The 24,053-nt window shown below is 62.2% G+C and carries 25 protein-coding genes and 1 pseudogene; 5 read left to right on the top strand and 21 right to left on the bottom strand.

Features of this window, described 5'->3' with window-relative positions:
- Positions 1–107: 107 nt before the first annotated feature.
- From OU993_RS05775 to OU993_RS05725, 11 genes and pseudogenes are all read right to left on the bottom strand, one after another.
- A complete protein-coding gene (locus tag OU993_RS05775; RefSeq protein ID WP_268155303.1) occupies positions 108–1,364 on the bottom strand; it encodes a tyrosine-type recombinase/integrase in 1,257 nt (418 codons plus the stop codon).
- Between the two features lie 316 nt (positions 1,365–1,680).
- Positions 1,681–3,261: a glutamine-hydrolyzing GMP synthase gene (guaA, locus tag OU993_RS05770; RefSeq protein WP_268155302.1), complete on the bottom strand. Its 1,581-nt coding sequence runs from the start codon at positions 3,259–3,261 to the stop codon at positions 1,681–1,683.
- 40 nt (positions 3,262–3,301) lie between these two features.
- Positions 3,302–3,940, bottom strand: a complete 639-nt coding sequence (locus tag OU993_RS05765; protein ID WP_268155301.1) for a 5'-methylthioadenosine/S-adenosylhomocysteine nucleosidase — start codon at positions 3,938–3,940, stop codon at positions 3,302–3,304.
- Positions 3,937–4,386, bottom strand: coding sequence for a PaaI family thioesterase (locus OU993_RS05760; RefSeq protein ID WP_268155300.1), 450 nt, complete (start codon positions 4,384–4,386; stop codon positions 3,937–3,939). The genes OU993_RS05765 and OU993_RS05760 overlap by 4 nt, the downstream gene beginning before the upstream one ends.
- A gap of 84 nt (positions 4,387–4,470) precedes the next feature.
- A pseudogene (locus OU993_RS05755) lies at positions 4,471–4,924 on the bottom strand (TspO/MBR family protein).
- Between the two features lie 41 nt (positions 4,925–4,965).
- Entirely contained in the window at positions 4,966–6,045 is a 1,080-nt protein-coding gene (locus tag OU993_RS05750) for a DUF1513 domain-containing protein (protein ID WP_268157522.1), read from the bottom strand.
- A gap of 9 nt (positions 6,046–6,054) precedes the next feature.
- Positions 6,055–7,161, bottom strand: coding sequence for an imelysin family protein (locus OU993_RS05745; RefSeq protein ID WP_268155299.1), 1,107 nt, complete (start codon positions 7,159–7,161; stop codon positions 6,055–6,057).
- A complete protein-coding gene (locus OU993_RS05740) occupies positions 7,161–8,705 on the bottom strand; it encodes a di-heme oxidoreductase family protein (protein ID WP_442792876.1) in 1,545 nt (514 codons plus the stop codon). Before OU993_RS05740 ends, OU993_RS05745 begins: the two co-directional genes overlap by 1 nt.
- A 40-nt stretch (positions 8,706–8,745) precedes the next feature.
- A complete protein-coding gene (locus tag OU993_RS05735) occupies positions 8,746–10,020 on the bottom strand; it encodes an imelysin family protein (RefSeq protein WP_268155297.1) in 1,275 nt (424 codons plus the stop codon).
- Between the two features lie 132 nt (positions 10,021–10,152).
- Complete coding sequence (locus OU993_RS05730) at positions 10,153–11,433, bottom strand: RsmB/NOP family class I SAM-dependent RNA methyltransferase (protein WP_268155295.1); 1,281 nt, start codon at positions 11,431–11,433, stop codon at positions 10,153–10,155.
- Between the two features lie 132 nt (positions 11,434–11,565).
- A complete protein-coding gene (locus OU993_RS05725) occupies positions 11,566–11,871 on the bottom strand; it encodes a septal ring lytic transglycosylase RlpA family protein (RefSeq protein ID WP_442792932.1) in 306 nt (101 codons plus the stop codon).
- Between the two features lie 190 nt (positions 11,872–12,061).
- Here OU993_RS05725 and OU993_RS05720 point away from each other — a divergent pair, with 190 nt between their 5' ends.
- Positions 12,062–12,238 (top strand): hypothetical protein, encoded by a 177-nt coding sequence (locus tag OU993_RS05720; protein ID WP_268155292.1) that lies wholly within the window; start codon positions 12,062–12,064, stop codon positions 12,236–12,238.
- 84 nt (positions 12,239–12,322) lie between these two features.
- Here OU993_RS05720 and OU993_RS05715 read toward each other — a convergent pair whose 3' ends face one another.
- The 3 genes from OU993_RS05715 to OU993_RS05705 are packed head-to-tail and all read right to left on the bottom strand — an operon-like array spanning position 12,323 to position 15,052.
- Positions 12,323–13,195, bottom strand: coding sequence for an SDR family oxidoreductase (locus OU993_RS05715; RefSeq protein WP_268157521.1), 873 nt, complete (start codon positions 13,193–13,195; stop codon positions 12,323–12,325).
- Positions 13,195–14,379 (bottom strand): tRNA epoxyqueuosine(34) reductase QueG, encoded by a 1,185-nt coding sequence (gene queG / locus OU993_RS05710; RefSeq protein WP_268155291.1) that lies wholly within the window; start codon positions 14,377–14,379, stop codon positions 13,195–13,197. The genes OU993_RS05715 and queG overlap by 1 nt, the downstream gene beginning before the upstream one ends.
- Positions 14,360–15,052, bottom strand: coding sequence for a glutathione S-transferase family protein (locus OU993_RS05705; RefSeq protein WP_268155290.1), 693 nt, complete (start codon positions 15,050–15,052; stop codon positions 14,360–14,362). The genes queG and OU993_RS05705 overlap by 20 nt, the downstream gene beginning before the upstream one ends.
- A gap of 158 nt (positions 15,053–15,210) precedes the next feature.
- Between OU993_RS05705 and OU993_RS05700 the strand changes: the two genes are divergently transcribed.
- Positions 15,211–16,017 (top strand): undecaprenyl-diphosphate phosphatase, encoded by an 807-nt coding sequence (locus OU993_RS05700; protein ID WP_268155289.1) that lies wholly within the window; start codon positions 15,211–15,213, stop codon positions 16,015–16,017.
- A gap of 52 nt (positions 16,018–16,069) precedes the next feature.
- On the opposite strand, the gene OU993_RS05695 is transcribed toward OU993_RS05700, so the two are convergent.
- From OU993_RS05695 to dnaN, 7 genes are all read right to left on the bottom strand, one after another.
- On the bottom strand, positions 16,070–16,231 hold the full coding sequence (locus OU993_RS05695; protein WP_268155288.1) for a hypothetical protein: 162 nt from the start codon (positions 16,229–16,231) through the stop codon (positions 16,070–16,072).
- Positions 16,232–16,463: 232 nt separating this feature from the next.
- A complete protein-coding gene (locus OU993_RS05690) occupies positions 16,464–17,444 on the bottom strand; it encodes a complex I NDUFA9 subunit family protein (protein WP_268155287.1) in 981 nt (326 codons plus the stop codon).
- 142 nt (positions 17,445–17,586) lie between these two features.
- Positions 17,587–17,874, bottom strand: coding sequence for a DUF1330 domain-containing protein (locus OU993_RS05685; protein WP_268155286.1), 288 nt, complete (start codon positions 17,872–17,874; stop codon positions 17,587–17,589).
- 30 nt (positions 17,875–17,904) lie between these two features.
- Complete coding sequence (gene pyrF / locus OU993_RS05680; RefSeq protein ID WP_268155285.1) at positions 17,905–18,597, bottom strand: orotidine-5'-phosphate decarboxylase; 693 nt, start codon at positions 18,595–18,597, stop codon at positions 17,905–17,907.
- Positions 18,597–19,196 (bottom strand): histidine phosphatase family protein, encoded by a 600-nt coding sequence (locus OU993_RS05675; protein ID WP_268155284.1) that lies wholly within the window; start codon positions 19,194–19,196, stop codon positions 18,597–18,599. The genes pyrF and OU993_RS05675 overlap by 1 nt, the downstream gene beginning before the upstream one ends.
- Positions 19,197–19,211: 15 nt before the next feature.
- Positions 19,212–19,805, bottom strand: coding sequence for a phospholipid N-methyltransferase PmtA (pmtA, locus tag OU993_RS05670; protein ID WP_268155283.1), 594 nt, complete (start codon positions 19,803–19,805; stop codon positions 19,212–19,214).
- Positions 19,806–19,925: 120 nt separating this feature from the next.
- Positions 19,926–21,044, bottom strand: coding sequence for a DNA polymerase III subunit beta (gene dnaN / locus OU993_RS05665; protein WP_268155282.1), 1,119 nt, complete (start codon positions 21,042–21,044; stop codon positions 19,926–19,928).
- Between the two features lie 267 nt (positions 21,045–21,311).
- On the opposite strand from dnaN, the gene rsmI reads away from it, so the two are divergent.
- The 3 genes from rsmI to ugpB all read left to right on the top strand — a co-directional run bounded on the left by rsmI (position 21,312) and on the right by ugpB (position 24,021).
- Positions 21,312–22,220: a 16S rRNA (cytidine(1402)-2'-O)-methyltransferase gene (rsmI, locus tag OU993_RS05660; protein WP_442792875.1), complete on the top strand. Its 909-nt coding sequence runs from the start codon at positions 21,312–21,314 to the stop codon at positions 22,218–22,220.
- Positions 22,210–22,578 carry a YraN family protein gene (locus tag OU993_RS05655; protein WP_268155280.1) on the top strand — a complete coding sequence of 123 codons (369 nt, stop codon included), beginning with the start codon at positions 22,210–22,212 and terminating at the stop codon, positions 22,576–22,578. Before rsmI ends, OU993_RS05655 begins: the two co-directional genes overlap by 11 nt.
- A 126-nt stretch (positions 22,579–22,704) precedes the next feature.
- On the top strand, positions 22,705–24,021 hold the full coding sequence (gene ugpB / locus OU993_RS05650; protein WP_268155279.1) for a sn-glycerol-3-phosphate ABC transporter substrate-binding protein UgpB: 1,317 nt from the start codon (positions 22,705–22,707) through the stop codon (positions 24,019–24,021).
- Positions 24,022–24,053: the final 32 nt, after the last annotated feature.

Below are 24,053 nucleotides of genomic sequence, written 5' to 3'. Positions count from 1 at the left end.
TGGAGTGATTGTCGCGAAGACTCGCCACTCACACGCCGCCGCGCCTTATGATCCGATCACTTTGTCATCGGTCGCTGCCCGCTGAAGCATTCGGCGAGCGGGACCAGTCAAGACACGTTTTCAGCGCCCATAAACGGTATCGACGGCGGCAACAGCGTCGGCACGCGCTTCTCTCCTTTCACCCAGGCGTCGATCATGTCGGCCCATTCCTGGAGCATATGCCGGCGCTGCGGTTCGTATTCCGCCTTGTTGTAGACGCCGCGCGATGAGCGCCCGTCCTCATGGGCGAGGCACTTCTCTATCCAGTCGCTGTTGAAACCCATCTCGTTCAAGAGCGTCGAGCCGGTCCGGCGCAGGTCGTGCACCGTGAACGGTTCCAGCGGCAGCCCCTCCTTCTTCGCTCGCGCCACGACGGCCGTGGTCACGCGATTGAAGGTGGCGCGCGACATGGGCGCATCGGCGTCATAACGGGACGGCAGCAGGTAGCGCGAGTTGCCGGCGCAGGTCTTGAGCGCAATCAGGATGTCGAGCGACTGTTGCGAGAGATAGACGTTGTGCGCCTTCGAGCGCTTCATACGCTCCTTCGGGATCGTCCAGACGGCGTTCTCGAAATCCACCTCGTCCCAGATGGCGTCCTGCAGTTCGCTCTTCCGCACCATGGTGAGCAGGATCAGACGCAAGCCGAGGCGGATGGTCGGCAGGGTCGGCACATGCTCGATCTGCTGCAGCATGATCTTGATCTCGGCCGGGGACAGCGCCCTGTCCTTCGGCTGGAAGGTCGCGATCGAGGCCGGCCCGACCTCGTCGGCCGGGTTCGGCACCTTTTCGCCGTGCAGGATGGCGAAGGCGAAGATCTGCTTGACGATGTCGCGGGCGTGGATGGCCGTCGCCGGCGCGCCGCGCTCCTTCACCTTGGCACAGAGCTGGCGCAGATCGTCCGGCGTCACCTCGGTCAGAAGGCGGTTCTTCCAGGCAGGGAGAATATCGCGATCGAGGATGGCCTTGCGCATCGAGCGGGTGCTTTCCGCCATGCGCGCTTCCTTGATCCATATGCCGCTCACCGCGCCGAAGCTGCGCTCCATGGCCTTGCGCCGCTTGTCACGCTGCTTCTCGTGGGCAGGGGAAAGCCCCTCCGCCACCAGCTTGCGAGCGGCGATGCAGCGTTCGCGCGCTTCGGCGAGCGTGAGGCCATCGGAGCCGTAGGGGCCGATCGTCAGCGTCTCCCGGCGGCCGTTCAGACGGTAGTCGTACCGGAAGGTGATTTGGCCTGTCGTGGCGACGGAAACGTACATACCGTCACGGTCAGCCACCTTGTACAATTTATCCTTTGGTTTCAGCCTCTTGATGGCCATGTCAGTGAGCATGGGAACGGCCTCGTTGACGATCGAAAACGCCTTTTTCGAGGTCAATTTTACCGTCAAATTCGATACCGTCAATCTATGAGAATAATCGTTATATACCAGCCAGTTAGTATTGATCCTAACGGAGTGCTTCAGTTTTTTGCCTGACGGTAGGGCAAAAATCCGGCGGACGGCGAAAAACGCATACCGTCGCACGCACCGTCAGAGCCGATCGCTTCAGGGCGATAGGCTCCGATAGTGAATGCTTGACTTTTTGTTTTATTTCAGCTAGTTATGAGGACATGGTGATAGTTCGCGAAACGCCGCGAACCACATCATTTCATTCCCACTCGATCGTGCCAGGCGGCTTGGACGTGATGTCGTAGGTCACGCGGTTGATGCCTTCGACTTCGTTGATGATGCGGGTTGCCGTTTCGCCCAGGAATTCGTGGGTGAAGGGATAATAATCCGCGGTCATGCCATCGACGGAGGTGACGGCGCGCAGCGCACAGGCGTAGTCGTAGGTGCGGCCATCGCCCATCACACCGACGGTGCGCACGGGCAGGATCGCAACGAAGGCCTGCCAGATCTCGTCGTAGAGACCGTGCTTGCGGATCTGGTCGATATAGACCGCGTCCGCCTTGCGCAGGATCTCGAGCTTCGCGCGGGTGATCTCGCCCGGGCAGCGGATCGCAAGGCCAGGACCGGGGAAGGGATGACGGCCGATGAACTTGTCCGGCAGGCCGAGTTCGCGGCCGAGTGCGCGCACCTCGTCCTTGAAGAGCTCGCGCAGCGGTTCGACCAGCTTCAGGCCCATCTTTTCCGGCAGGCCGCCGACATTGTGGTGGCTCTTGATGGTGACGGAGGGACCGCCCGAGAAGGAGACGCTTTCGATGACGTCCGGATAAAGCGTGCCCTGCGCCAAAAATTCGGCGCCGTCGATGGTGTTCGCGTGTTTCTGGAACACGTCGATGAAGAGCTTGCCGATCGTCTTGCGCTTGACTTCCGGGTCCGTCACGCCTTCGAGCGCGCCGAGGAAGAGTTCCTGCTCGTCGGCATGGATCAGCGGGATGTTGTAGTGGTCGCGGAACATGGTGACGACCTCTTCGGCCTCACCCTGGCGCAGAAGGCCGTGATCGACGAAGACGCAGGTCAGCTGTTCGCCGATCGCCTCGTGGATGAGAACGGCGGCCACCGAGCTGTCGACGCCGCCGGAGAGGCCGCAGATGACACGTTTGTCACCCACCTGGGCGCGGATCTTGGCGATCGCCTCGGCGCGGTAGGCGCCCATCGTCCAGTCGCCCTTAAAACCGGCCAGTTTGACGAAGTTCTCGTACAGCGTCTTGCCGTTCGGCGTGTGGTGCACTTCCGGGTGGAACTGCACGGCATAAAAATGCCGGGCCGGATCGGCGGTGATCGCAAACGGCGCATTCGGCGAGGTCCCATAGACCTCGAAGCCGGGTGCGATGCGGCTCACATGGTCGCCATGGCTCATCCAGACCTGCTCGCGGCCATCGGCAAACCAGCCTTCGAGGAACGGATCACTCTTGTCGGCCGGCGTTACATAGGCGCGGCCGAATTCTGCCGTGCCGCCACCGCCGGAAATTTTTCCGCCTTCGACCTGACCGCCGAGATCCTGCATCATCACCTGCTGACCATAGCAGATGCCGAGCACCGGAATACCGAGCGTATAGACCGTCTGCGGCGGGCGGGGAGAGCCTTCGCGCGTCACCGAATCCGGACCGCCGGAGAAGATCACGGCCTTCGGTTTGAAGGTCGCGAGGAACGTATCCGTGACGTTCTGGTAGGGGTGGATTTCACAATAGACGTTCAGTTCACGCAGGCGGCGCGCAATCAGCTGCGTTACCTGGGAGCCGAAATCGATGATGAGGAGGCGGTCGTGATGGGCGATCTGGGTCATGGCGAGCCTTTAATGAAGAATGCTCGTTTTGGCAACTGCGTCAGATCCGCAAATCGCCGGTTTGCAGCGCCTGCGTCAAGCGATCGATGGCGTGGGCGAGCTTCTCGTCGATGACATGCAGATATTCGGTCCAGTCGGAGACGTGGCGAAGCTCCGCCTTGCCGTCCGAGATTCCACGAAGGCCGATCAGCGGCACGCCAAAACTCTGGCAGGCGCGCAGTGCCGCAAAGGTTTCCATTTCGACGAGATCCGCATCGATCGTGTCATAGGTTTCGCCGGACACGATGTTACCGCCCGTCGAGAGCGTGGCGGAGGGCAGGCCCGGAATCTGGTGCGGCAGTGTGATGACGGCCGGATGATCGAGGAAGGGCGTGCGGCCTTTTTCGAAACCGAGCGGGGAAGCATCCATGTCGCGGTAGGAGACGGAGGCGATCTGGTAGACCTCCGTCTGTTCGAGTATGCGCGATCCGGCCGAGCCGAGGCAGACGACGAGATCGGGCAGCGCACCGTCGATGGCGAGATGGGAGAGCGCCCTCGTCAGGGAAATCGCGGCCTCCACCGGGCCGACGCCGGTCATCAGCGGTGTGAACCGGGTTTTCAGATGCGGACCATATTCGGCATCCACCGCCATGACGAAGAGCAGCCTTTTGCCGGCAACCGATTTCAGTTCGAAGCTCATCCGGTGACATCCTGTCTGCCGCGGATCACCATCATGCTGCCGGTCATCGAGGCGATCAGCTTGGCGGGGCCATCGCTGACGGCATAGGCGCGGCCATCGGCGACGATGATGGTGGAACCGGGTTTGGTAATCTCGCCACGGAACAGGAAACGGTCGCCCCGCCCCGGCGAAAGAAGATTGATCTTGAATTCGATGGTGAGGATGGAGGCCTCCGGTTCGATCACCGTATAGGCGGCATAACCGCAGGCGGAATCAAGCGCTGCGGCAATCACGCCGGCATGCAGGAAACCATGCTGCTGGGTGAGTTTGGCATCGAAGGGCATCTCGATTTCGACCAGCGCCTGTTCGACGCGCGTCAGCTCCGCGCCGATCGTGCGCATCGCCTCCTGCCGACCGAAACTGCGCCTCACCCGTTCGCGGAAATCGCCCGCATCAATCCCGTCCATGCCCGCCATCCTTTCGCGGGTGCGAAACTGGCATGCCGCAGGCCGGCTCGCAAGCCCGCCCGCAGGCCAAGGTGCGGCTCAGGGCTAATTCAGCAGGAAGAGCGAGAGATTGAGCAGCGTCGCAAAACCCACCCAGGCAAGATAGGGCAGGAAGAGGATGGCGCTCAGCCGATCCGGCGTCCAGCTCATGCGGATGAAGGCGAGGATGGACAAAAGCAGCGGCAGGATGACGAGAAGTCCGAGCACGGTGCTTTCGGCGCCGAAAAAGGCCGGCGTCCAGAGGAAGTTCAGCGCCATCTGCCCGAACCACATCTGCATGCGGGCCGACGATGGCGCCGCAAGCCAGGTGCGGGCACCGGCAATGCCGATCAGCACATAAAGCATGGTCCAGACCGGGCCAAAGATCCAGTTGGGCGGGTTGAACGGCGGTTTGGCGAGCGACCGGTACCACTCGGCCCGGCACGTTGGCGACGCCGATAAGGGCGCCGAGCCCGACAACGAGCGCGATGAACAGCAGATGGATCAGGATCTTTTTCATCGCTCAGATTTAGAGCATGGCCGGCCAATCCGCCAGAGGCATCAACCGATCCGGATCAGATGCTGGTCCCAGGCGAGATTGGAGCGGGTGCGGCAAAGTTCGCCCGTATAGGAGGAGACGGCCATACCTTCCGGCGCCGGTGCCACCCCGGCCGCATCACGGATCACCTGCTCGGCCAGAACGCGGCCATTGCCGGCATCGACGATGACGGCCGCATTGCCGATCGGCGAGGTGAGGCCGACGAGGTTTTCGGCACGGTTGACGGCGATGGCACCGACATAATTGGCGAGCAGTTCCGTCGTCTGCTGCGGCAGCTGCAGGAAGGTCAGGTCTTCGCCGGGTGCGAAATGACCGGCAAGCGGCGGCAGGTCGTTGCGAGGCCCCTCATACTGGCAGGCAAACCAGATGCGGCCCTTCGCGTCGATATCGAGGTGGCGGGTGGAGAGGCGGCTGAGGCGCGGCGGCAGCGTGTGGCGCTGGACAAGCGCGCCGGTGGCGGCGTCGAGAATGACGAGCGTCGGCTCCATGCGGTCGAGATTGAGTTTGGTGCGGCCGAAATCCGGATGCGTCTCGATGCCGCCATTGGCGATCACTAGAAGTTTTCCGTCATCGGAGACGGTCATGTCATGGGTGCCGATGCCGTGTGCGTCGAACTCGCCGATCCGGCGGAAATCGTCCGTCGCGTCATAAAGGCCGATCATGCCGCGATTGCCGTCGAAATCGTTCTCGCTGGCATAGAGAATGCGGCCGTCCGGCGAAAAATGCCCGTGGCCGTAGAAGTGCCGGTCCTCCGGCGAATGGATCACCACCGGTTCTGCCCGGCCCGCCGGATCGAAGATCATGGCAAAGGTGCCCGGCCGCCTTGCAAAGGCGACGGCGCGCCCCGTCACCTTGCAATAGGACAGCCCGTGCGCACGGGCGGGAAGGGCGATCCGGTCGATCACTTCGCCGCGCACGCTGACGGTGGCAAGGCCATAGGTGCCGTCCGGTGCGCGAAAGCCGGAGGCGAAGACGGCGTCGGCCCGCTGGAGCGCGGCAAGCTTGTGCGGGAGGAGTGATGCCAGAAAACCGATGCCGGCCGCCTTGGCAAAACTGCGTCTGTCGATCAGCCCGCTTTTCATCGCCACGGCTCAGTCACCATCGGAGAAGGAGAAACCGGCGCCGAGCCCGAGCCCGCCGCCCAGATTGTCGTTGAGGCGCAGGATCAGGTCGCGGCTGTTGAGAAGCAGGAAGTCGAGCTTCTGGCGCTGAGCATCGGTGCTCACGGCCATCTCAACATTCGGATCCATATCCTGCGACACACGGATCAGCGATTTCAGCACGAAATCGATGGACGAGATGATCGACCGCTGGTCGTCGTTCAGCAGGTCACGGATCCCGGAGCGATCAAGCAGCGCCTGCACGCCCATCAGATTTCCGGTCAGCATACGGAAGGTGAGGCCGGAGCGCCAGAACAGCGCCTGTTTGGCAAAGGTGTTGTTGTCTTCGCCCTTGTAGAAGCTTTCGATGCGCTGGTCGCGCAACGCTTCGGCGGAATGGACGAGGATGCCGAGCACACCGGTGACCGCCTCGTTCTGGTCGCGGTAGACGGCGCTGTCCGGCCCGGGGTTCTTCCAGTCCTTCTGGATGCCCTGCGGGTCATCCCAGATCTGCGACAGTTCAGTTGCCACCCGCTGCACGCTTCCGGCAACCGCCAGGCCGTAACGGCAGCGGAAGCCGTCCGCCTGGCCAAGCAGGTCCTCAGAGCCTGTGCCGTACAGCACGAATTCGAGCGCCCCGAGCCCCTGCATGGCGACGCTTTTTTCGCGCAGACCGACAGGAGAGGTGGCCGCTTCGTCCGGATTGGCGAGCAGCGCCTGCACCTGGCGAAGGCCGGTGCCCTTGCGGTCCGGATAAAACAGGATGCGTTCGAAACGGTTCTCCTCGATCACCGGGCCGACCCGCACCACTTCGATGCGCGCCCAGTCGATGGCGGTCGCTTCGAAGGCGGCGCGTGCAGCGGCGAGCGTTTCTTCCGAGGGTTTGGAGCAGAGCTCCATCATCGCATTGGTCAGCCGGCTGCTGGAGGTGGCGAAGGTGCGGTAGCCGGGGCGGATGAAATCATCCACCACATGCGCCATCAGCGTCTTCGTTTCTTCCATCGTGATCGGTTTTGGCGGCGCGAGGTTTGCATCCTGCCCGAAGGCAGAAGAGGACGAGAGCGCGGCAAGAACAAGGGCGGAGATCAGCTTGCGCATCAAAGGGACTCCAGAAACGAAATGAGCGCGGCGCGATCCATTGCGGACAGTGCAGCAAATGCATCGCGGGCGGCCTGCGCTTCGCCGCCGTGCCACAGAATGGCTTCGGTCAGGTTGCGGGCGCGCCCATCGTGCAGGAAGAAGGTGTGACCATTGACGGTCTCGGTCAGTCCTATACCCCAGAGTGGCTGGGTGCGCCACTCGCGTCCGGTTGCGATGCCGACCGCCTGACCATCGGCCAGTCCTTCGCCCATATCGTGCAGCAGAAAATCCGAATAGGGCCAGATCAGCTGGAAGGCCTGGGCCGGATTGTCCGCATCGCGGCGGGTGACGAATTTCGGCACATGACAGCTGGGGCAGCCGAGGGAATAGAAGACCTTTTTGCCGGCCAGCACATCCGGTGCCTCGACGCTCCGGCGCATCGGCACGGCGAGGTTCTTCGAATAGAAGGTGACGAGATCCATCACCGGATCGGGGGCTTCGCTGTCGCCAAGCCGTGCCTGCACGCCGGTCGGCAGCGACAAACAGGCGGTTTCGGCCGTGGTGCAATCGCCAAAGGGGTTCGGCCGGTCGGGGGTGGAGAGACCCATGTCGCCAGAGAAAGCGGCCGCGACCTGATCGCGCACGGTCGCTGTCTGCGCCTTGAAACCGAAACGGCCGAGCGCAAGCTGCCCTGTCCGGTGGTCGCGGGTGATGGCCGCGCGTCCTGAAATCCCGTCACCGTTGCGGTCGTCCGGATCGGCATGGGCGAGGATATCGGCTTGCGGGATCGCCTCGATCAGCCCCATGCCGAGCATGGGCGGGGCGATGCGCGGCGACAGCGTCGTGTCGGACCCCAACGGACCATAGGCAAACTCCGCGACCGAATAGCGGGGCTTGCGCAGCGAGACGGTGGTTCCGTCCGCCAGGATCACCGGAACCTCGCTATAGGCGATCTCCATCTCGCCTTCGGCGGCAAGGCCGGGAACGGCGAGATCCTGCAGCTGCTCGCCATAGGTCGCGTCCGGAAAGTTCAGCACCTCGTGCCGGGCGATGCGCGCTTCTTCTTCCGGCGTGCGTGCGGATCTCGCCAGCCGCAGGAACATCGAGGTCCGGTCGTTTGCCCCTTCCGGCGGATGGCCGCGACCGTCCTTCAGGTGGCAGCTCTGGCAGGCGCGGGCATTGTAGAGGGGGCCGAGACCGTCAGAGGCCTGTGTCGATGAGGGTGCCGCGACCCAGAGCTTGGTGAAAAGCGCATTGCCGAGCTTGAAGGTTTCCTGTTCGGCAAAGCGGATATTGGCAGAGAAATGCGAAAACGCATCCCCGTTGACGAGGGCCGTGGAGGTCGTGGCGCCGCCGGGCATGGCCTCGAAAGCTTCCGCCCTAGAAAAATCAGTGGCAGGCCGCGTGACGGCGACGACCCGGGCCATGTCCGTGTCGCTCAGATCCGTGCGCCGGGTGGCAGACAGGTCAAACTCATCGGCAAGCGCCGGAAGAAGCAGGCACGCACCGGCTGCCGCCGAGAGCAAGAGAGTGCGGACCCGAGACTGACGCATGGCAAACATCAGGCCGCCCGCGCAAGGCGGGCGGCCTGCTCCGTCCTGATCACTTGAACACGGCGTTCGGATTGTCGAGGCTGTCGGAGCCTTCGAGCTTGATCGCGCCAAGATCGAGCTTGGCGATGATGCGTTCGACCGTCTTCGTCTGGTCGATCAGGCCGTCGATGGCAGCCTGAACGACCGCATTGCCCTGTGCATTGCCTTCGCCGATCATCTGGTCGTAGGCTTCCACCTTCTTGGCGCGGTCGGCCATGGCGTTCATGGCGGCAAGCGTCTTGTCGAGCTTGGCCGTCATTTCCTGATCCAGCGCCGGATCCTTCTCCTTGACGAGTTCGGAGAGCGACGGGCCGGTCATCTTGGTGCCGTCGACGCGGGTATAGGTGCCGTTATAGGCAGACGCGATGCCGATCGCATCGTTCAGATGCGACGCGTAGGTATTGTCGGAGAAGCAGTCATGCTCTTCTTCCGGATCGTGCAGCAAAAGGCCGAGCTTCATCCGCTCGCCGGCGAGTTCGCCATAGGACAGCGACCCCATGCCGGTGAGGATTGCAGTGATGCCGGCCTTCGGATCGGCGGTCACGGTTTTGGTTGCCTCGCCATCCGGCGCCCAGGCCACCACCATCTCCTGAAGATCCTGCACCAGAAGCGTGGAGGCGGATTTCAGGTAATCGGCGCGGCGGTCGCAATTGCCGTGCGTGCAATTGGCCTTGTCGTAATCGGTATAAGGGCGGTTGCCGGCACCCGGTCCGGTGCCGTTCAGGTCCTGGCCCCAGAGCAGGAACTCGATCGCGTGATAACCGGTGGCGACATTGGCCTCCACTTCGCCGGCCTCGTGCAGGCTGCGGATGAACTCCGGCGTGATCTTCGAGGCGTCGATCTCCTCGCCGTTGATCGTCAGCTTCTTGTTGGCGATCACGTTGGCGGTGTAATAGGCGTTGCTGTCGCTCTCGGTGCCGTAGGACGCATCGACGTAGTCGATGAGGCCCTCATCGAGCGGCCAGGCATTAACCTTGCCTTCCCACTCATCAACGATCGGGTTGCCGAAGCGGTAGACTTCCGACTGCTGATAGGGAATGCGTGCGGCAATCCAGGCCTGGCGGGCTGCGGCCAGCGTCTCCTGCGAGGGCTTTGCGATCAACGCATCAATCGCCTTGTCGAGCGCCTTCGCGGTGGTCAGCGAATCCTCGTATTTGGCATGGGCGAGGTCCGCATAATGCTTCAGCACCGCGGCCGGTTCGGCCGCCATGGCCGGGGTCATGACGAAGGCGGCGGATGCGGCGAGCAAGCCGAAGCTTGCGTTCAAAATCGTTCTACGGATCATAATCCCTCCTGCAGCAGCGTGAAGCCGTCTGCGCTGTCATCGCGCATACGGATACTGGTGTCAAACAATCTAGATTAGAACGATTTGATGGACCGGCCACAACCTGACGATCGTCAAGCCAAGAGGCGCATTTCAGCCATTTCGTTTCATCTTGCAGAAGAAGAAGCCGTCCGTATCGGTCGAGCCGGGGGTCAGTGTCAGGCTTGTTCCGTCTGCCGAATACGGCTTTTCCGCTTCGGCGCCGAACAGAGCCGTCCAGGTGGTGAGGCTGTCGACCGGTGAGAAGTCCGGGTTCTCGGCACAGAAACGTTCGATCTGGCTGCCGTTTTCCTGCGGCAGGATGGAACAGGTGACGTAGACGAGGTGGCCGCCGGGTTTTACGTAACGTGCGGCAGAGGTCAGGGCATCACGCTGCTGCTCGAGCCGCTCCTCGATGTTCTTGTCGGTCAGACGCCATTTCGTGTCGGGCCGCCGGCGCCAGGTGCCGGTGCCGGTGCAGGGAGCATCGACCAGCACAGTATCGAGTTTTGCCTCAAGGCTGGAAAGATCACGCACATCGTCATGGACCTGAACATTGCGGGTTCCGGCGCGACGCAGCCGCTCGATGATCGGTGCCAGTCGTTTGCGGTCGGCGTCATAGGCATGCACCTGACCCTTGTTGTTCATGGCCGCCGACAACGCGAGCGTCTTGCCGCCGCCACCGGCGCAATAATCGAGCACCTGCTGACCTTCCGCGGGCTGCACGAGATCGGCGACCATCTGCGAGCCTTCGTCCTGTACCTCGAACCAGCCCTTCTGGAAGGAGAGTTCGGCCGTGACGTTCGGCAGGCGCGAGGCGCCTTCGCCGGCGGGGATGCGCACGCCATAACGGGCAAGCCGTGTGGGGACGGCGCCGGAGCGGTCGAGTGCCTTGACCACCTTGTCGCGTGTGGCCTTCAGTGTGTTGGCGCGCAGGTCGAGCGTCGGGCGGCCCGCCATGGCCACGGCTTCCGCGAGCCAGCGGTCACCGAAGGCGGTTTCGAACGAGCCGACAAGCCAGTCCGGAATATCACCCTGGACATGTGGTGGCGCGGTTGAGAGATCGCGGGTGGCAAGCGGTGCAAGGTCCGGTGCCTCTGGCGCGAATTTGTCGTCGGCCAGTTCTGCAGCCAGCGTTTCGGCCGTAAAACCCCACTGGCGCAGGAGGACCGCATAGACCAGCGCCGTTTCGCTCTCATTGTCCATCAGCCAGGCATGCGAGAGGCGCATGCGCAGCGCGTCATAGACAATGTTGCCGATCGCCGCGCGGTCGCCGGAGCCGGCGAAGCGGTGGGCAAGGCCCCAGTCCTTCAGGGCATCGGCGACGGGACGCCTGCGCGCCTCGATATCTGCCAGCACCTCGATGGCAGCCGCCATCCGTCCGCCCAGTCGCATCGTCAATCTCCTTGCTTGTCAGGCGGCGTGTAACCGCCTTCCGCCGCAAGGGCAAGGCTGTTCGGGTTTCGCCGGGCCTTTGTGCCGCTGGCTTTACGCCCATCGAGCGGCGTCGCCAGCCCGTCCGAAGCCTTAGCCGATGACCTCGTAACAGACTTGTGCCGTGCCGGATGCGACCATGCCGATGTTCTGTGCGGCGGCCTTGGAGAGATCCAGGACGCGACCGCGGATGAACGGGCCGCGATCATTGATGCGAACCACGACGCTCTTGCCGTTCCGCTTGTTGGTTACCTTCACCTTGGTGCCGAAACCCAGCGACTTGTGCGCGGCGGTCAGCTTGGAAGGGTTCATCCGTTCGCCCGAGGCCGTCTTCGAGGTCAGTGCATACCAGGAGGCATGACCACAACCTGGCGCGGCATTGGCGGAAGCGGTTCCCATGAACGAGATGGATGCGATGGCAACCGCGGCGAAGAGCGTGCGTTGTGTGAACTTCAAATCCTGTTGTCCCCTGTGGTGAGCCCAAAATTTCCTGTGCGGCGGGCTAAGGCAGGGTCAAAAAAGGCAGAAACGTGGACTCTGAGATCACGCAATGTTTCAGAGTGTAAGATTCGTGATGACAAGCCGGCTAATGATCGTCGGCGATCGAAAGGGAAAAAGTTTAAGGAAAACAGGCAAGAATTGGAAAACCGTTCCTGGTGAATCGGGGCCTGATTCCGGTTCACGAAAATGGCAGAAATTTTTTTATCAAGCTGGTCGTTTTTCTGCCGATTTCACGCAAATTTTGGCGACTTTGCCGCAAAGATGAAGAAACTGTCACTCACTCATGTGCCAAAAATGGAATTTTCACCCGAGTAAGGAGATTGCCGGCAGCTTGGCGGAAGCCCGGAAATCAGGGCTTCCAGACGGCGTCGGACCAGAGCTGCCGGAGAGAGGTCCTATAATCCGGGAACAGAAATTCAAACCCCAGGTTGCAGAGCTTGGCGTTGGAGACCCGCTTGTTTTCGCCATAGAAGGAGCGTGCCATCGGGCTGAGCTCGGCCGTTTCGAAGGCCTGTTCCGGCGGCGGTTCGACGCCCATCAGGCGGGCGGCTTCCGTCACCACGTCCTGCGGCGGCGCCGGTTCGGCATCGGTGATGTTGAAGATCCCGCCCAGCTGGCGCTCGATCAGGAACCGGCAGGCGCGGCCGATATCCTCCACCCGGATGCGGTTGAACACCTGGCCGGGTTTGACCAGCCGCCGAGCCGTGCCCTGCGCCAGATTGACGAAACCGTTGCGGCCGGGCCCGTAAATGCCGGAGAGCCGGAGGATGGCGACGGGAATGCCGGCCATTTCGGCTGCGACCTGCCAGCCTTCTTCGGCGGCGACGCGCTCCACCGACCGCTGGGAGACCGGCCGGCACGGGGTATCTTCCGTCACCCACGCGCCTCCGTGATCGCCGTACACGCCGACGGTCGACAGATAACCCGCCCATTCGAGCTTCGGAAAAAGGGAGCGCAGATCACCGTTCGTCAGAGTGAGAAGGCTGTCACCCGCGGCACCCGGCGCGATCGACTGAACGAGATGCGTGACCTCTGCCAGAGACTGGCGAAGCTCTGCGGACAGGGCCGTGCCGTCGAACAGGAAGGGCTGGATGCCCTGTTGTCTGAGGAGAGCGGATTTTTCCGGGCTGCGGGTCGTGCCGGACACCTCTGCTCCCGCCTTCAGCGCTTCCGCCGCAATGGCCTGGCCGGAATAACCGGCCCCGAAAATCATCATCCGCATCAGCACTGCTCCGTCATCTGCCATTCCGCCCGCACCTCGGCGTCCTCATCATTGCTCTTGGCCGCACGCAGCGCCGCAAAGCCTGCCTGCGGCATCAGGCGCGACAGGGCCCAGACCGCCATGGCGCGCACCACCGGCGAGCCATCGTCGAGAAGACGTTGGCACGGCGCGATCAGATCACTGCGCCCGGAATTCCCGGCTGCCATCAGCACGTTGCGGACGAACCGATCACGCCCGATGCGCTTGACCGGCGAGCCGCTGAACAGGCTGCGGAAGGCGGCATCGTCGAGGGTCAGCAGAAAGGCGATCGACGGCTCCTTCAGGTCCTCGCGCGCCTTCAGTTTCATCTCGGAGGCCTCTGCCGCGAACTTGTTCCACGGACAGGCGGCCAGACAATCGTCGCAGCCATAGATGCGGTTGCCGATCAGCGGCCGCAAGTCTGGATCGATCGGCCCCTTGTGTTCGATCGTCAGGTAGGAGATGCACCGCCGTGCATCGATCTGGTAGGGCGCCGGGAAAGCCGCGGTCGGACAGGCGTCGAGACAGGCGCGGCAGGAGCCGCAATGATCGCGTTCGGGTGTGTCGATCTCCAGCGCTTCGGTCGTAAACAGACTGCCGAGGAACAGCCAGGAGCCATGGCTGCGCGAGACGAGGTTGGTATGTTTGCCCTGCCAGCCGAGACCGGCGGCGGCGGCGAGCGGCTTTTCCATCACCGGGGCGGTATCAACGAACACCTTCACGTCGGCCCCGGCGCGCGCGGCAAACCGCGTGGCGATCTCCTTCAGCCGGCCCTTGATGACGTCGTGATAATCGCGGTTGCGGGCGTAAACGGAGATGGCGGCGCGGTCCGGCTTGTCGAGAATGGACCGGGGATCCTCCTCCGGCCCGTAATTCAGGCCGAACATGACGATGGAGCGCACCTCGCTCCACAGCGTGCGCGGATCGGCGCGTCGCTCCAGCGTCTCCTCCATCCAGGCCATGGTGCCGTGGCGGCGGGCAGCGACAAACTCGGCAAGCCGGGCCGGCGCCTCCGGAATACTGTCCGGCAGCGTGATGCGACAGAGGTCGAAACCCTGGGCAAGCGCTTCCTGACGTAGGAAGGCGGTCAGCTTGCGTTTCCGCTCCTCGGTTTTCTGCGAGGGGGCGGATGTCGGTCTGTCCTTGTCAGAAGTCGAGATCCGCATAATGAGATACCGGCGTGATGCCGCGGATGCGTTCCGCCAGAAGTGGCCGGAACGAGGGCCGCGATTTCAGCCTCTGATACCACTCCTTGGCGACCGGTGTCTCCTGCCAATCGATCTCGCCGAGATAATCGAGCACCGAGATGGAGGCGGCCGCCGCCAGATCCGCATAGCTCAGCCGGTCGCCGGCAAGCCAGGTGCGGGAGCCGGCAAGCCAGGCGAGGTATTTCATGTGCTGGCGAATATTGGCGCGTGCGGTGCGCAGCACCTTGCTGTCCGGTGCGCCGCCGCCTTGCGCCTGTGACATCTGCAGTTTGTAGACCCGCTCGCGGGTCAAAGGCTTCGTCACGTCCTGCTCCATCTTCTGCAGGAACCATTCGGTCAGCCGTCGGATTTCGGCGCGCTGGAACGGGTCTTCCGCCAGAAGCCGGCGATCCCGTTTCAGAACACCATGCGTCTCGTCCAGGAATTCCAGCAGGACATTCGGACCACAGAGCACACGCATGCTGTCATCGACATAGACGGGCAGCGAACCGGCGGGATTGAGGGCCAGAAACTCACGGCGCTTTTCCCAGGGCTGCTCCTCCACAAAATCCGTCTGGAAGCCGTATTCGGCCAGGATGAGGCGGACGAAACGCGAGGCAGAGGACATCGGGTGATGATAAAGCGTGGGCATCGATACTCGAAAATGAAGATTGTTGTGATAAGCCTGCGACGGACGCGATCACCAATGCCCGAATGTGGCTGACATAAGGCAGCCACGAAGGTTTAGTAGGCCGAAGCGCTCATTTGCCTCCCACTATAATTCCCATCTCTGTTAATAAAGGATCAAGAATGGCGGACCAATCCATCGTCAGCGCCCTGGTTCTCGGCCTGATCGAGGGGCTGACCGAGTTCATCCCCGTCTCCTCCACGGCCCATGTGCTGCTGGCCGGCCACTTTCTCGGCTTCGAATCACCCGGAAACACCTTTGCCGTTCTCATCCAGTTGGGTGCGATCCTCGCCATCCTGCTGGTCTATTTCCAGAAACTCCTCAGCGTGGCGCTGACACTGCCGACAAGCGCGCAGTCGCGGCGTTTCGTGCTGACGGTGCTGGTGGGTTTTCTGCCGGCCGCCGTGATCGGCGCGTTTGCGCATGACTTCATCAAGAGCGTGCTGTTTGAAACGCCGATGCTGATCTGCGTGATGCTGATCGTCGGCGGGTTCATCCTGCTGGCCGTCGACCGGATGAATTTCACGCCGCGTTACACCGATGCGATGGCTTATCCGCCGTCGCTCGCCTTCAAGATCGGCCTCTTCCAGTGCCTGGCGATGATTCCGGGAACCTCCCGGTCGGGAGCCACGATTGTCGGATCGCTGCTGATGGGCACGGATAAGCGTTCGGCGGCGGAATTTTCCTTCTTCCTCGCCATGCCGACCATGGTCGGGGCTTTTGTGCTGGATCTCTACAAGAACCGCGACATCTTGAGCTTCGATGATCTCGGCATCATCGCAATCGGCTTCGTGGCGGCATTCATCACCGCGCTGTTTGTCGTGAAGGGTCTGTTGAGTTTTGTCTCGAGCCGGGGCTTTGCGCCCTTCGCCTATTGGCGAATCCTCGTCGGCTTTGCCGGCCTGGCTGGCCTGCTGATCTACGGGTGATGTAGCGCGAAGAAGGGGCGGATCCTGAAACGGTCCGCCCTGTCAGCCGCGATCAGCGAGACGTGTTGCTGATCGAACCCGTGCTGCACGGATCAACGCCGTAAGCCGGGGCGCAGGTGCCCTTGTTGGCGGCAACCGTGCCCGGTGCCAGGAACGAGCCCGCAAGAATAACCAATGCCGCACACGCAAAAAACAGTGCGATCGACTTGCCCATGGAGGATTGCCTTTCGGAGGAAATAAGAGATGTCACGGCGCCAACTGATCCAGAAGCGGTTGTGCGGGTTTACGAGCCGCCACCCAGGAATTCAATAGAGCAAGTTGTTGAATCCGCGGTTAATGCCTGCTTGACGTCGAGTGCGGCATTTGTGTCACATTAGAATAACAAGAAATAGGCAGGGCGCGGGCCCTGCCTCAAATTGTGCAGTGCAAAGTACCGCTGGCGCGCCTCAGGCGGCCTTTCCGGCATTGGTGTATTGGCCGTGAATGCGGAAACGCACGAGATAGCTCGGCAGGATGCTGGAGAGCAGCGTGCCCTTGATGCCGAGACCTTCCAGCGTGCGGCCTTCCTTGATGGCCTCAGTCGAAACCACGTTGTCGGTCTTCAGCAGGGTCACCTGGTCGGCCGTCAGCGGCGGGGCAATCAGCGGCACCATCGAGGCAATGCTGCCCATCAGGGAGGCGACGCCGAACGGGATCGAGATGAAGGAGCGCTTGCGATAGGTCACGCGCAGCATTTCCTCAAGACACTGCTTGAAGGTCAGCACTTCCGGGCCGCCGAGTTCGTAGATCTTGCCGCCTTCGACCTTGCCATCTACCGAGCGGGCCACGGCTTCCGCCACATCTTCCACGAAGACCGGCTGGAACTTCGTGTGGCCACCGCCGATCAGCGGCAGGAAGGGCATGGTACGCGCCATGTCGGCGAACTTGTTGAAGAAGTTGTCTTCCTGACCGAAGACGATCGATGGACGCAGGATGACGGCATCCGGCAGCGTCTGCAGGATCGCCTCTTCGGCGCGGCCCTTGGAGCGGGCGTAGGACGATTCGGACTTGGTGTCTGCGCCGATGGCGGAGATGTGGGTGAGCTTCGCGCCGGTTGCACGGGCGGCTTCCGCCACGGCCTTGGCGCCGAATTCCTGCACCGCGTCAAAAGAGTTCTTGCCGCTTTCGAACAGGATGCCGACGCAGTTGATGACGTGATCGGCACCGGCCACGGCCTGATCGACCGAACCGCGATAGCGCAGGTTTGCCTGGACCAGCTGGATCTGGCCGACATAACCCAGCGGGCGCAGGAAGCCGGCGAGATCCGGACGGCGGACGGCGACACGGATGCGGTAACCGCGCTTGGCGAGCGCCCGAACCACATGCCTGCCGACAAAACCCGAGCCCCCGAACACGGTGACGAGCGGCGGAAGATTGGACATGGTCATGGGGATGCTCCGAAAGCCAAAAGGATCATGTAGTTTCCTCTAGCCCAAAGCGTGGCCGAGGTGAAGTGTCAAGCGCCGGTCGGAAGGACGCAAGGCGCAGCGAAATCCATGGGTGGTGAAGGAAGCCCTGCCTTAAGGGTGATCAGACGCCTTCGACGACCAGCATTTCCGCATCGGCCGCCTCCTGGCGGATTTTTGCGGCGATCTGGTATTCCGGCGAATTGTAGCAATCCACCGCATCCTGCATCGAGGCGAATTCGATCACGACATTGCGGGCGCGCGACGTACCTTCCAGCGTGGTGATGGGACCGCCGCGGGCCAGGAATGTCGCGCCGTAGCGCTCGAACGCCGGCTTGGCGGCGGCGACATAATCCTTGTAGCGTTCCGCATCGCGTACATCGACGCGGGCAATCCAGTATCCCTTCGGCATGCTTCTCTCCCTTTTCCTGACGTGTTTTTCTCAGAGCGCTTCGTTCATTTCGGCCAGGATGGCCTGGGCCGCAGCCAGCGGATCCGCCGCCTTGACGATCGGGCGGGCGACGACGAGGTGGCTGGAGCCTGCCTTGATCGCGTCGAAAGGCGTGACGACCCGTTTCTGGTCACCGGCATCGGCCCCCTTCGGGCGAATGCCGGGGGTGACCAGCGCCATGTCCGGGCCGATGATCTTGCGCACCGCCGACGATTCCTCCGCCGAGCAGACGATGCCCCCCATGCCGGCGGCGCGTGCCTGTTCGGCGCGCGTCAGCACCAGCGTGTGCGGATCGTATTCGTAGCCGGCCTCTCGCAGGTCCGCATCGTCCATGGAGGTCAGAACCGTGACGCCGAGCAGGCAGAGGTTCGAACCTTTCGCCGCCTCGACCGCCGCGCGCATCGCCTTCGGATAGGCATGCAGGGTCAGCATGGTCACGCCCATCTTGACGATGTTTTCGACGCCCTTCGCCACCGTGTTGTCGATGTCGAGCAGCTTCATGTCGAGAAAGACCTGCTTGCCATCGCGCACAAGGTCGCGGGCGAATTCCAGCCCGCCGGCAAAGGCCAACTGGTAGCCGATCTTGTAGAAGGAGACCTCGTCGCCCAGCGTGCGCACCACGGTTTCCGCTTCGCTTATGGTGGGAAGGTCGAGCCCGACGATCAAGCGGTCGCGTGCGGTCATCACATGTCTCCTTGCCAAGATTCCATCGGCGTCCAGTCGCATGCAAGGCGGCACTCGGCAAGAGAGCGGGAGAGATGGAAGGCGAAAAGATTGCCGCCGCCGCCGGGCTGGTCGCGGTCCCGCGAAATTGGCTGGCCGGCGAGATGGCATTTCAGCAGCGTTCCGACCCCGCCATGGCCGACAAAGGCGATTGGCTGCCGCGGATCGTGCCCGGCCAGCACTTCGGAAACCGCCTTCACGATTCGCGCCTGCGCGTCGACGGCCCGCTCCCAGCCGCGAAAACTCTCGTCCGGATGAGCAAAGAACCAGTCGGCTGCCTGCTCGAAGGCCGGTGGCGGCAGGAAGCCGGTGGCGGACCGGTCGTTTTCATGCATCTCCGCGTCAATTTCCGCAGCGATGCCAGCGGCGTCGGCCAGAACCATTGCCGTTTCGATCGCCTTGCGCTCCTCGCTCGACACGATGCGGCGAAGCTGTCGACCCCAGGCAAGGCCCGCCGCCTGTCGGGTTCGGGCCAATCCGGTCTCCGACAGTCCCCAATCGGGAACCGGAACCGCCGGATCGATGTTGACCTGCGGATGGGTGACGTAGAGGCCGAACATGAGGAAAAACCTCGCTCAGGGGCGGGTGTAGACCCAGAGCTGCGCCGGCGGGATGTTGCGGACGACAAAATCGAAATGTTTGATCCGGTAGCGGTCGGGTTTGGCGACGATCGGCGAGACAGGGCCATAGGTGATCTGCATCACCGGACGGCCATGCGGCATACGGTCCAGAAGATCCTCGAGCAGGGCGATTCGCCGCTCCATCGGGAAGCTCAGCATGGGGATGGCCGAGATCACTGCATCGAACTGCACGTCCTTGAAGCTGCCAAGCGTGTTCTGGAGGTCGAAGGCATCGCCATTGATGAAATGCACGCCCGGAAAGTTCCGGGTCAGGTGCTGAAAGAAGTCGGTCGAGAATTCGATCGAGACCAGGTTTTCCGGCGAAATGCCGCGTTGCAGGATGGCCTTGGTGATGATGCCGGTTCCGGGGCCGAGCTCCAGCACCGGCAGGCCCGATTTCGGCGTAATGACGCTCGCCATGCGGCGTGCGGTGATGCCGGAGGTCGGCAGGATGGCGCCGACCCGCTTCGGCCCGTCGATCCATCCCTTAAAGAAGCGGATTTCCTCGTCGAACTTGCGGCCCAGCCGCTCCTTGAAACGCAACTGCATTCTGATCTCCCGGCAGGCCCTGTCTGACTAAGTGGCTCTTGATGACGCAAAAGCAAGGAAAAATGTCGCATCTAAAAATGCGGCAAAAAAAAGGGACCGGCGAACCGATCCTCTTTTAACTCAAACGCGCATTGGCATCAGAACATACAGGGCATCATCCCCCGCCGTATCCCTGACGAGCGTCGGCGAGCCGGCGTCCGCCAGCATGAAGATCGCGTCCTCGCCGGACAGTTGCGCGGTGATGTCGAGCAGGTATTTGGCATTAAAGCCGATTTCCATCGGATCGCTTTCGTAACCGACTGCGACTTCTTCCGTCGCGCTGCCCGAATCCGGGTTGTTGACGGTCAGCAGCAGCTGGCCTTCGCTGAGCGCCAGCTTCACCGCACGGCCACGCTCCGACGAAATGGTCGAGACGCGGTCGACGGCGCGGGTAAAGCTCTGGCAATCGACGCGCATTTCCTTGTCGTTGCTGGTCGGGATGACACGCTGATAATCCGGGAAGGTGCCGTCGATCAGCTTGGAGGTCATGACGATCGAGCCCATGTTCAGGCGGATCTTGGCATCCGAGACCTCGACGGTGACGACGAGTTCCGGATCGTCCACCAGCTTCTGCAGCTCGCCAACCGTCTTGCGCGGAATGATGATGCCGGGCATGCCTTCCGAACCGGACGGCGCGACGATATCGGCGCGTGCCAGGCGGTGGCCGTCGGTGGCAACGGCGCGCAGCTTCAGCTCGCCACCGGCCTCGATCGTGTGGAAGAAGATGCCGTTCAGATAATAGCGGGTCTCTTCCGTCGAGATCGCGAACTGGGTGCGATCGATCAACATCTTGAGTTCGGTTGCCTTGATCTTGAACGTATGGCTGAACGTGCCGGCGGTCAGATCCGGGAAGTCCGATTCCGGCAGGCATTGCAGCGAAAACTTCGACCGGCCGGACTGGACGATCATGCTGCCGCCATCCGGATTGGTCGCGAGGCGTACCTCCGCGCCATCGGGCAGCTTGCGCACGATTTCGTAAAGCAGGTGGGCCGGAACCGTCGTCGCGCCGGCCTGTTCGACCATGGCCGGCACTTCCTCGGTGATTTCCAGATCGAGGTCGGTCGCCTTCAGAGCCAGTTCATTGCCCGACGCACGCATCAGCACGTTGGACAGGATCGGGATCGTGTTGCGGCGTTCCACGACCCGGTGAACATGGTTCAGCGACTTAAGAAGGTTGGACCGCTCAAGAGTAATACGCATGGACGCTACCGCTTTCGACCGTGCCGGTCCGGAAGGACCGGAAGTTATGCTTGTCCGTCGGGCTGGTCGGACGATGTGGACGGGCAAAATGGCAGAGTTTTGAAGGAAAAGGCAAGAGGTCCTGCCACACGGGCGGAGGATTTCGATGCAGCGCAAGAGACTTCGCACAGCTTTCCACAGCCGTCCGGGCTGGTCATGTGCTGCTTGCCCAATCCCCTTGCCTCCCGCATAAAGGCCAAAACAGTGCAGACAAGGACAGGTTCAGACGTGACGGAAGAAGACAAGGCGACCTCCAGAACCTACCGTGTCGCCAATGTCGCGGTGCCGGCAAGGCCGCTCGAGCCTGCCTTGTATCTGGTGGCGACGCCGATCGGCAATCTGGGCGACATCACGCTCCGCGCACTCGAAACGCTGGCCGGTGCCGATGTTCTGGCCTGCGAGGATACCCGTGTCACGCGTGTGCTGCTCGACCGATTCGGGATTGCCAGCCGTCCCTTCGCCTATCATGAGCACAACGCCAACGAGGCCGGGCCGCGGCTGATCGCGGCGCTTGATGAGGGCAAGTCCGTTGCGCTCGTGTCCGATGCCGGAACCCCGCTCGTCTCCGATCCGGGATACCGGCTGGGTCAGCTGGCGCTGGAAGCGGGCCACAAGGTGGTGCCGATTCCGGGACCGTCCGCGCCGCTTGCAGCACTCGTCGGTTCCGGCCTGCCATCGGATGCCTTCCTGTTTGCCGGTTTCCTGCCGGTCAAGGAAAAGGGCCGGCGCGACCGGCTGGCGGAACTGTCCAAGATCCCGGCGACACTGATCTTCTTCGAATCGCCGCATCGCATTTCCGATACGCTTGTCATCGCCGCCGATGTGCTGGGCTCGTCCAGGCCCGCCTGTGTCTGCCGCGAACTGACCAAGACCTTCGAGGAGTTCCGCCGGGGATCGCTCGGTGACCTGGCGGCGCAATATGCCGATGCGACGGTGAAGGGTGAGGTCGTGCTCGTCATCGGACCGCCGGCTTTCGACGATGTGCCGGCCGCCGTCGATGTCGACGTGATGCTGCGCGAACTTGTCGCCAGCATGCCGGCGACGAAGGCCGCTGCCGAGGCCGCGCGCCTGACCGGCCTCTCGCGCAAGGACCTCTACCAGCGGCTGATCGAGTTGAAGGATGGCGATGGCGCCTGACGACAAGAGGCAGAAGCGCCAAAAGGCGGAGCGCCACGGGCGCCTTGCCGAACACGTCGCGGCCGTCTTTCTCCGTCTGAAAGGCTACCGAATCCTTGTCATGCGATACCGCACGCCCGTCGGTGAAATCGATATCATCGCCCGGCGGGGAGATCTGATTGCCTTTGTTGAAGTGAAAATGCGCAGAAGTGAACGCGATGCCGTCGATGCGGTCGGTCATGCAGCGCAGCACCGCATCCGCTCCGCCTCGAACTACTGGATTTCGAGGCAAACTGACGCGCATCTGCTTGTCTTCCGATATGATATTGTTGCGATGCAGCATTGGAGGCTTCCGCGACATTTTGTGGATGCCTTCTGAAAAACTTGCAAACCTGTGCAATATCGGGCTCTCCTGTAACTGTGCTGTCATAAATCCTTTAAGGACGCGTCACATAAGGCCGCTAAGCCAGCCACATCCGATCTACCGGAGATAGAGGGAGACACCATGTTCAAGAAGCTCACTTTGGCCGCAGCAGCGCTCGCGCTCTCGGCAACCACCTCGCTTGCAGCAACCGAAGTTACCTGGTGGCACGCCATGGGTGGCGAACTCGGCAAGAAGCTCGAGGAGATCGCCACGAAGTTCAACGAAAGCCAGAGCGACTACAAGGTTGTTCCGGTCTACAAGGGTTCCTATCCGGAAACCCTGACGGCAGCGATCGCCGCTTTCCGCGCCAACCAGCAGCCGGCCATCGTCCAGGTCTTCGAAGTCGGCACGGGCACGATGATGGCCGCCAAGGGCGCCGTCTACCCGGTCTACAAGCTGATGAAGGACGAAGGCGAAAGCTTCGAGCCGAAGTCGTTCCTGGCGCCGGTCGTCGGTTATTATTCCGACACGCAGGGCAACATCCTGTCGCTGCCCTTCAACTCCTCCACGCCGATCCTCTATTACAACAAGGACGTCTTCAAGAAGGCTGGCCTTGATCCGGAAGTGGCTCCGAAGACCTGGAAGGAAGTCGAAGACTTCTCCAAGAAGATCGTTTCCTCCGGCGCTGCCAAGTGCGGCTTCACCTCGGCCTGGATCACCTGGGTTCAGACGGAAAACCTGTCGGCCCTGCACGACCAGCCCTTCGGCACGCTGGAAAACGGCTTCGGCGGTCTGAAGTCCGAATTCAAGTTCAACGGTCCGGTCCAGATCAAGCATTGGGCGAACCTGAAGAAGTGGCAGGATGAAGGCCTCTTCAAGTACGGCGGTCCGGTCGGCGGCGACCAGGCAGCCACGATGTTCTACGCCCAGGAATGCGCCATGACGATGAACTCGTCGGCTGGCCGTGCAGGCGTCATCAACAATGCCAAGACCTTCACGCCGGGCTTTGCTCCGCTGCCCTATTACGACGACGTCACGAAGGAGCCGAAGAACTCCATCATCGGCGGCGCCACGCTTTGGGTTCTGAATGGCAAGGACAAGGCCGTCTACAAGGGCGTAGCCAAGTTCTTCACCTACCTGTCGAAGCCGGAAGTTCAGGCTGATTGGCACCAGTATACCGGTTACCTGCCGATCACCAACGCTGCCTATGACCTCGGCAAGAGCCAGGGCTATTACGCCAAGAACCCGGGCTCCGACATCGCCATCGAGCAGATCACCCGTGGCACGCCGACCGCGAACTCCAAGGGTCTCCGCTTCGGCAACTTCACCCAGGTTCGCACGATCGTGGACGAAGAGTTCCAGTCGCTGCTGGCCGGCAAGAAGGACGCCAAGCAGGCTCTCGACAGCGCCGTCGAGCGTGGCAACAAGCTGCTTCGCGAATTTGAAGCTGCCAACTAATCAAAGCTGACCCAGAGGGGAGGGGCGGCCGA

The sequence above is a fragment of the Rhizobium sp. SL86 genome (assembly GCF_026672545.1).
GTDB lineage: Bacteria > Pseudomonadota > Alphaproteobacteria > Rhizobiales > Rhizobiaceae > Neorhizobium.
This window is presented reverse-complemented; position numbering and strand designations above follow the sequence as displayed.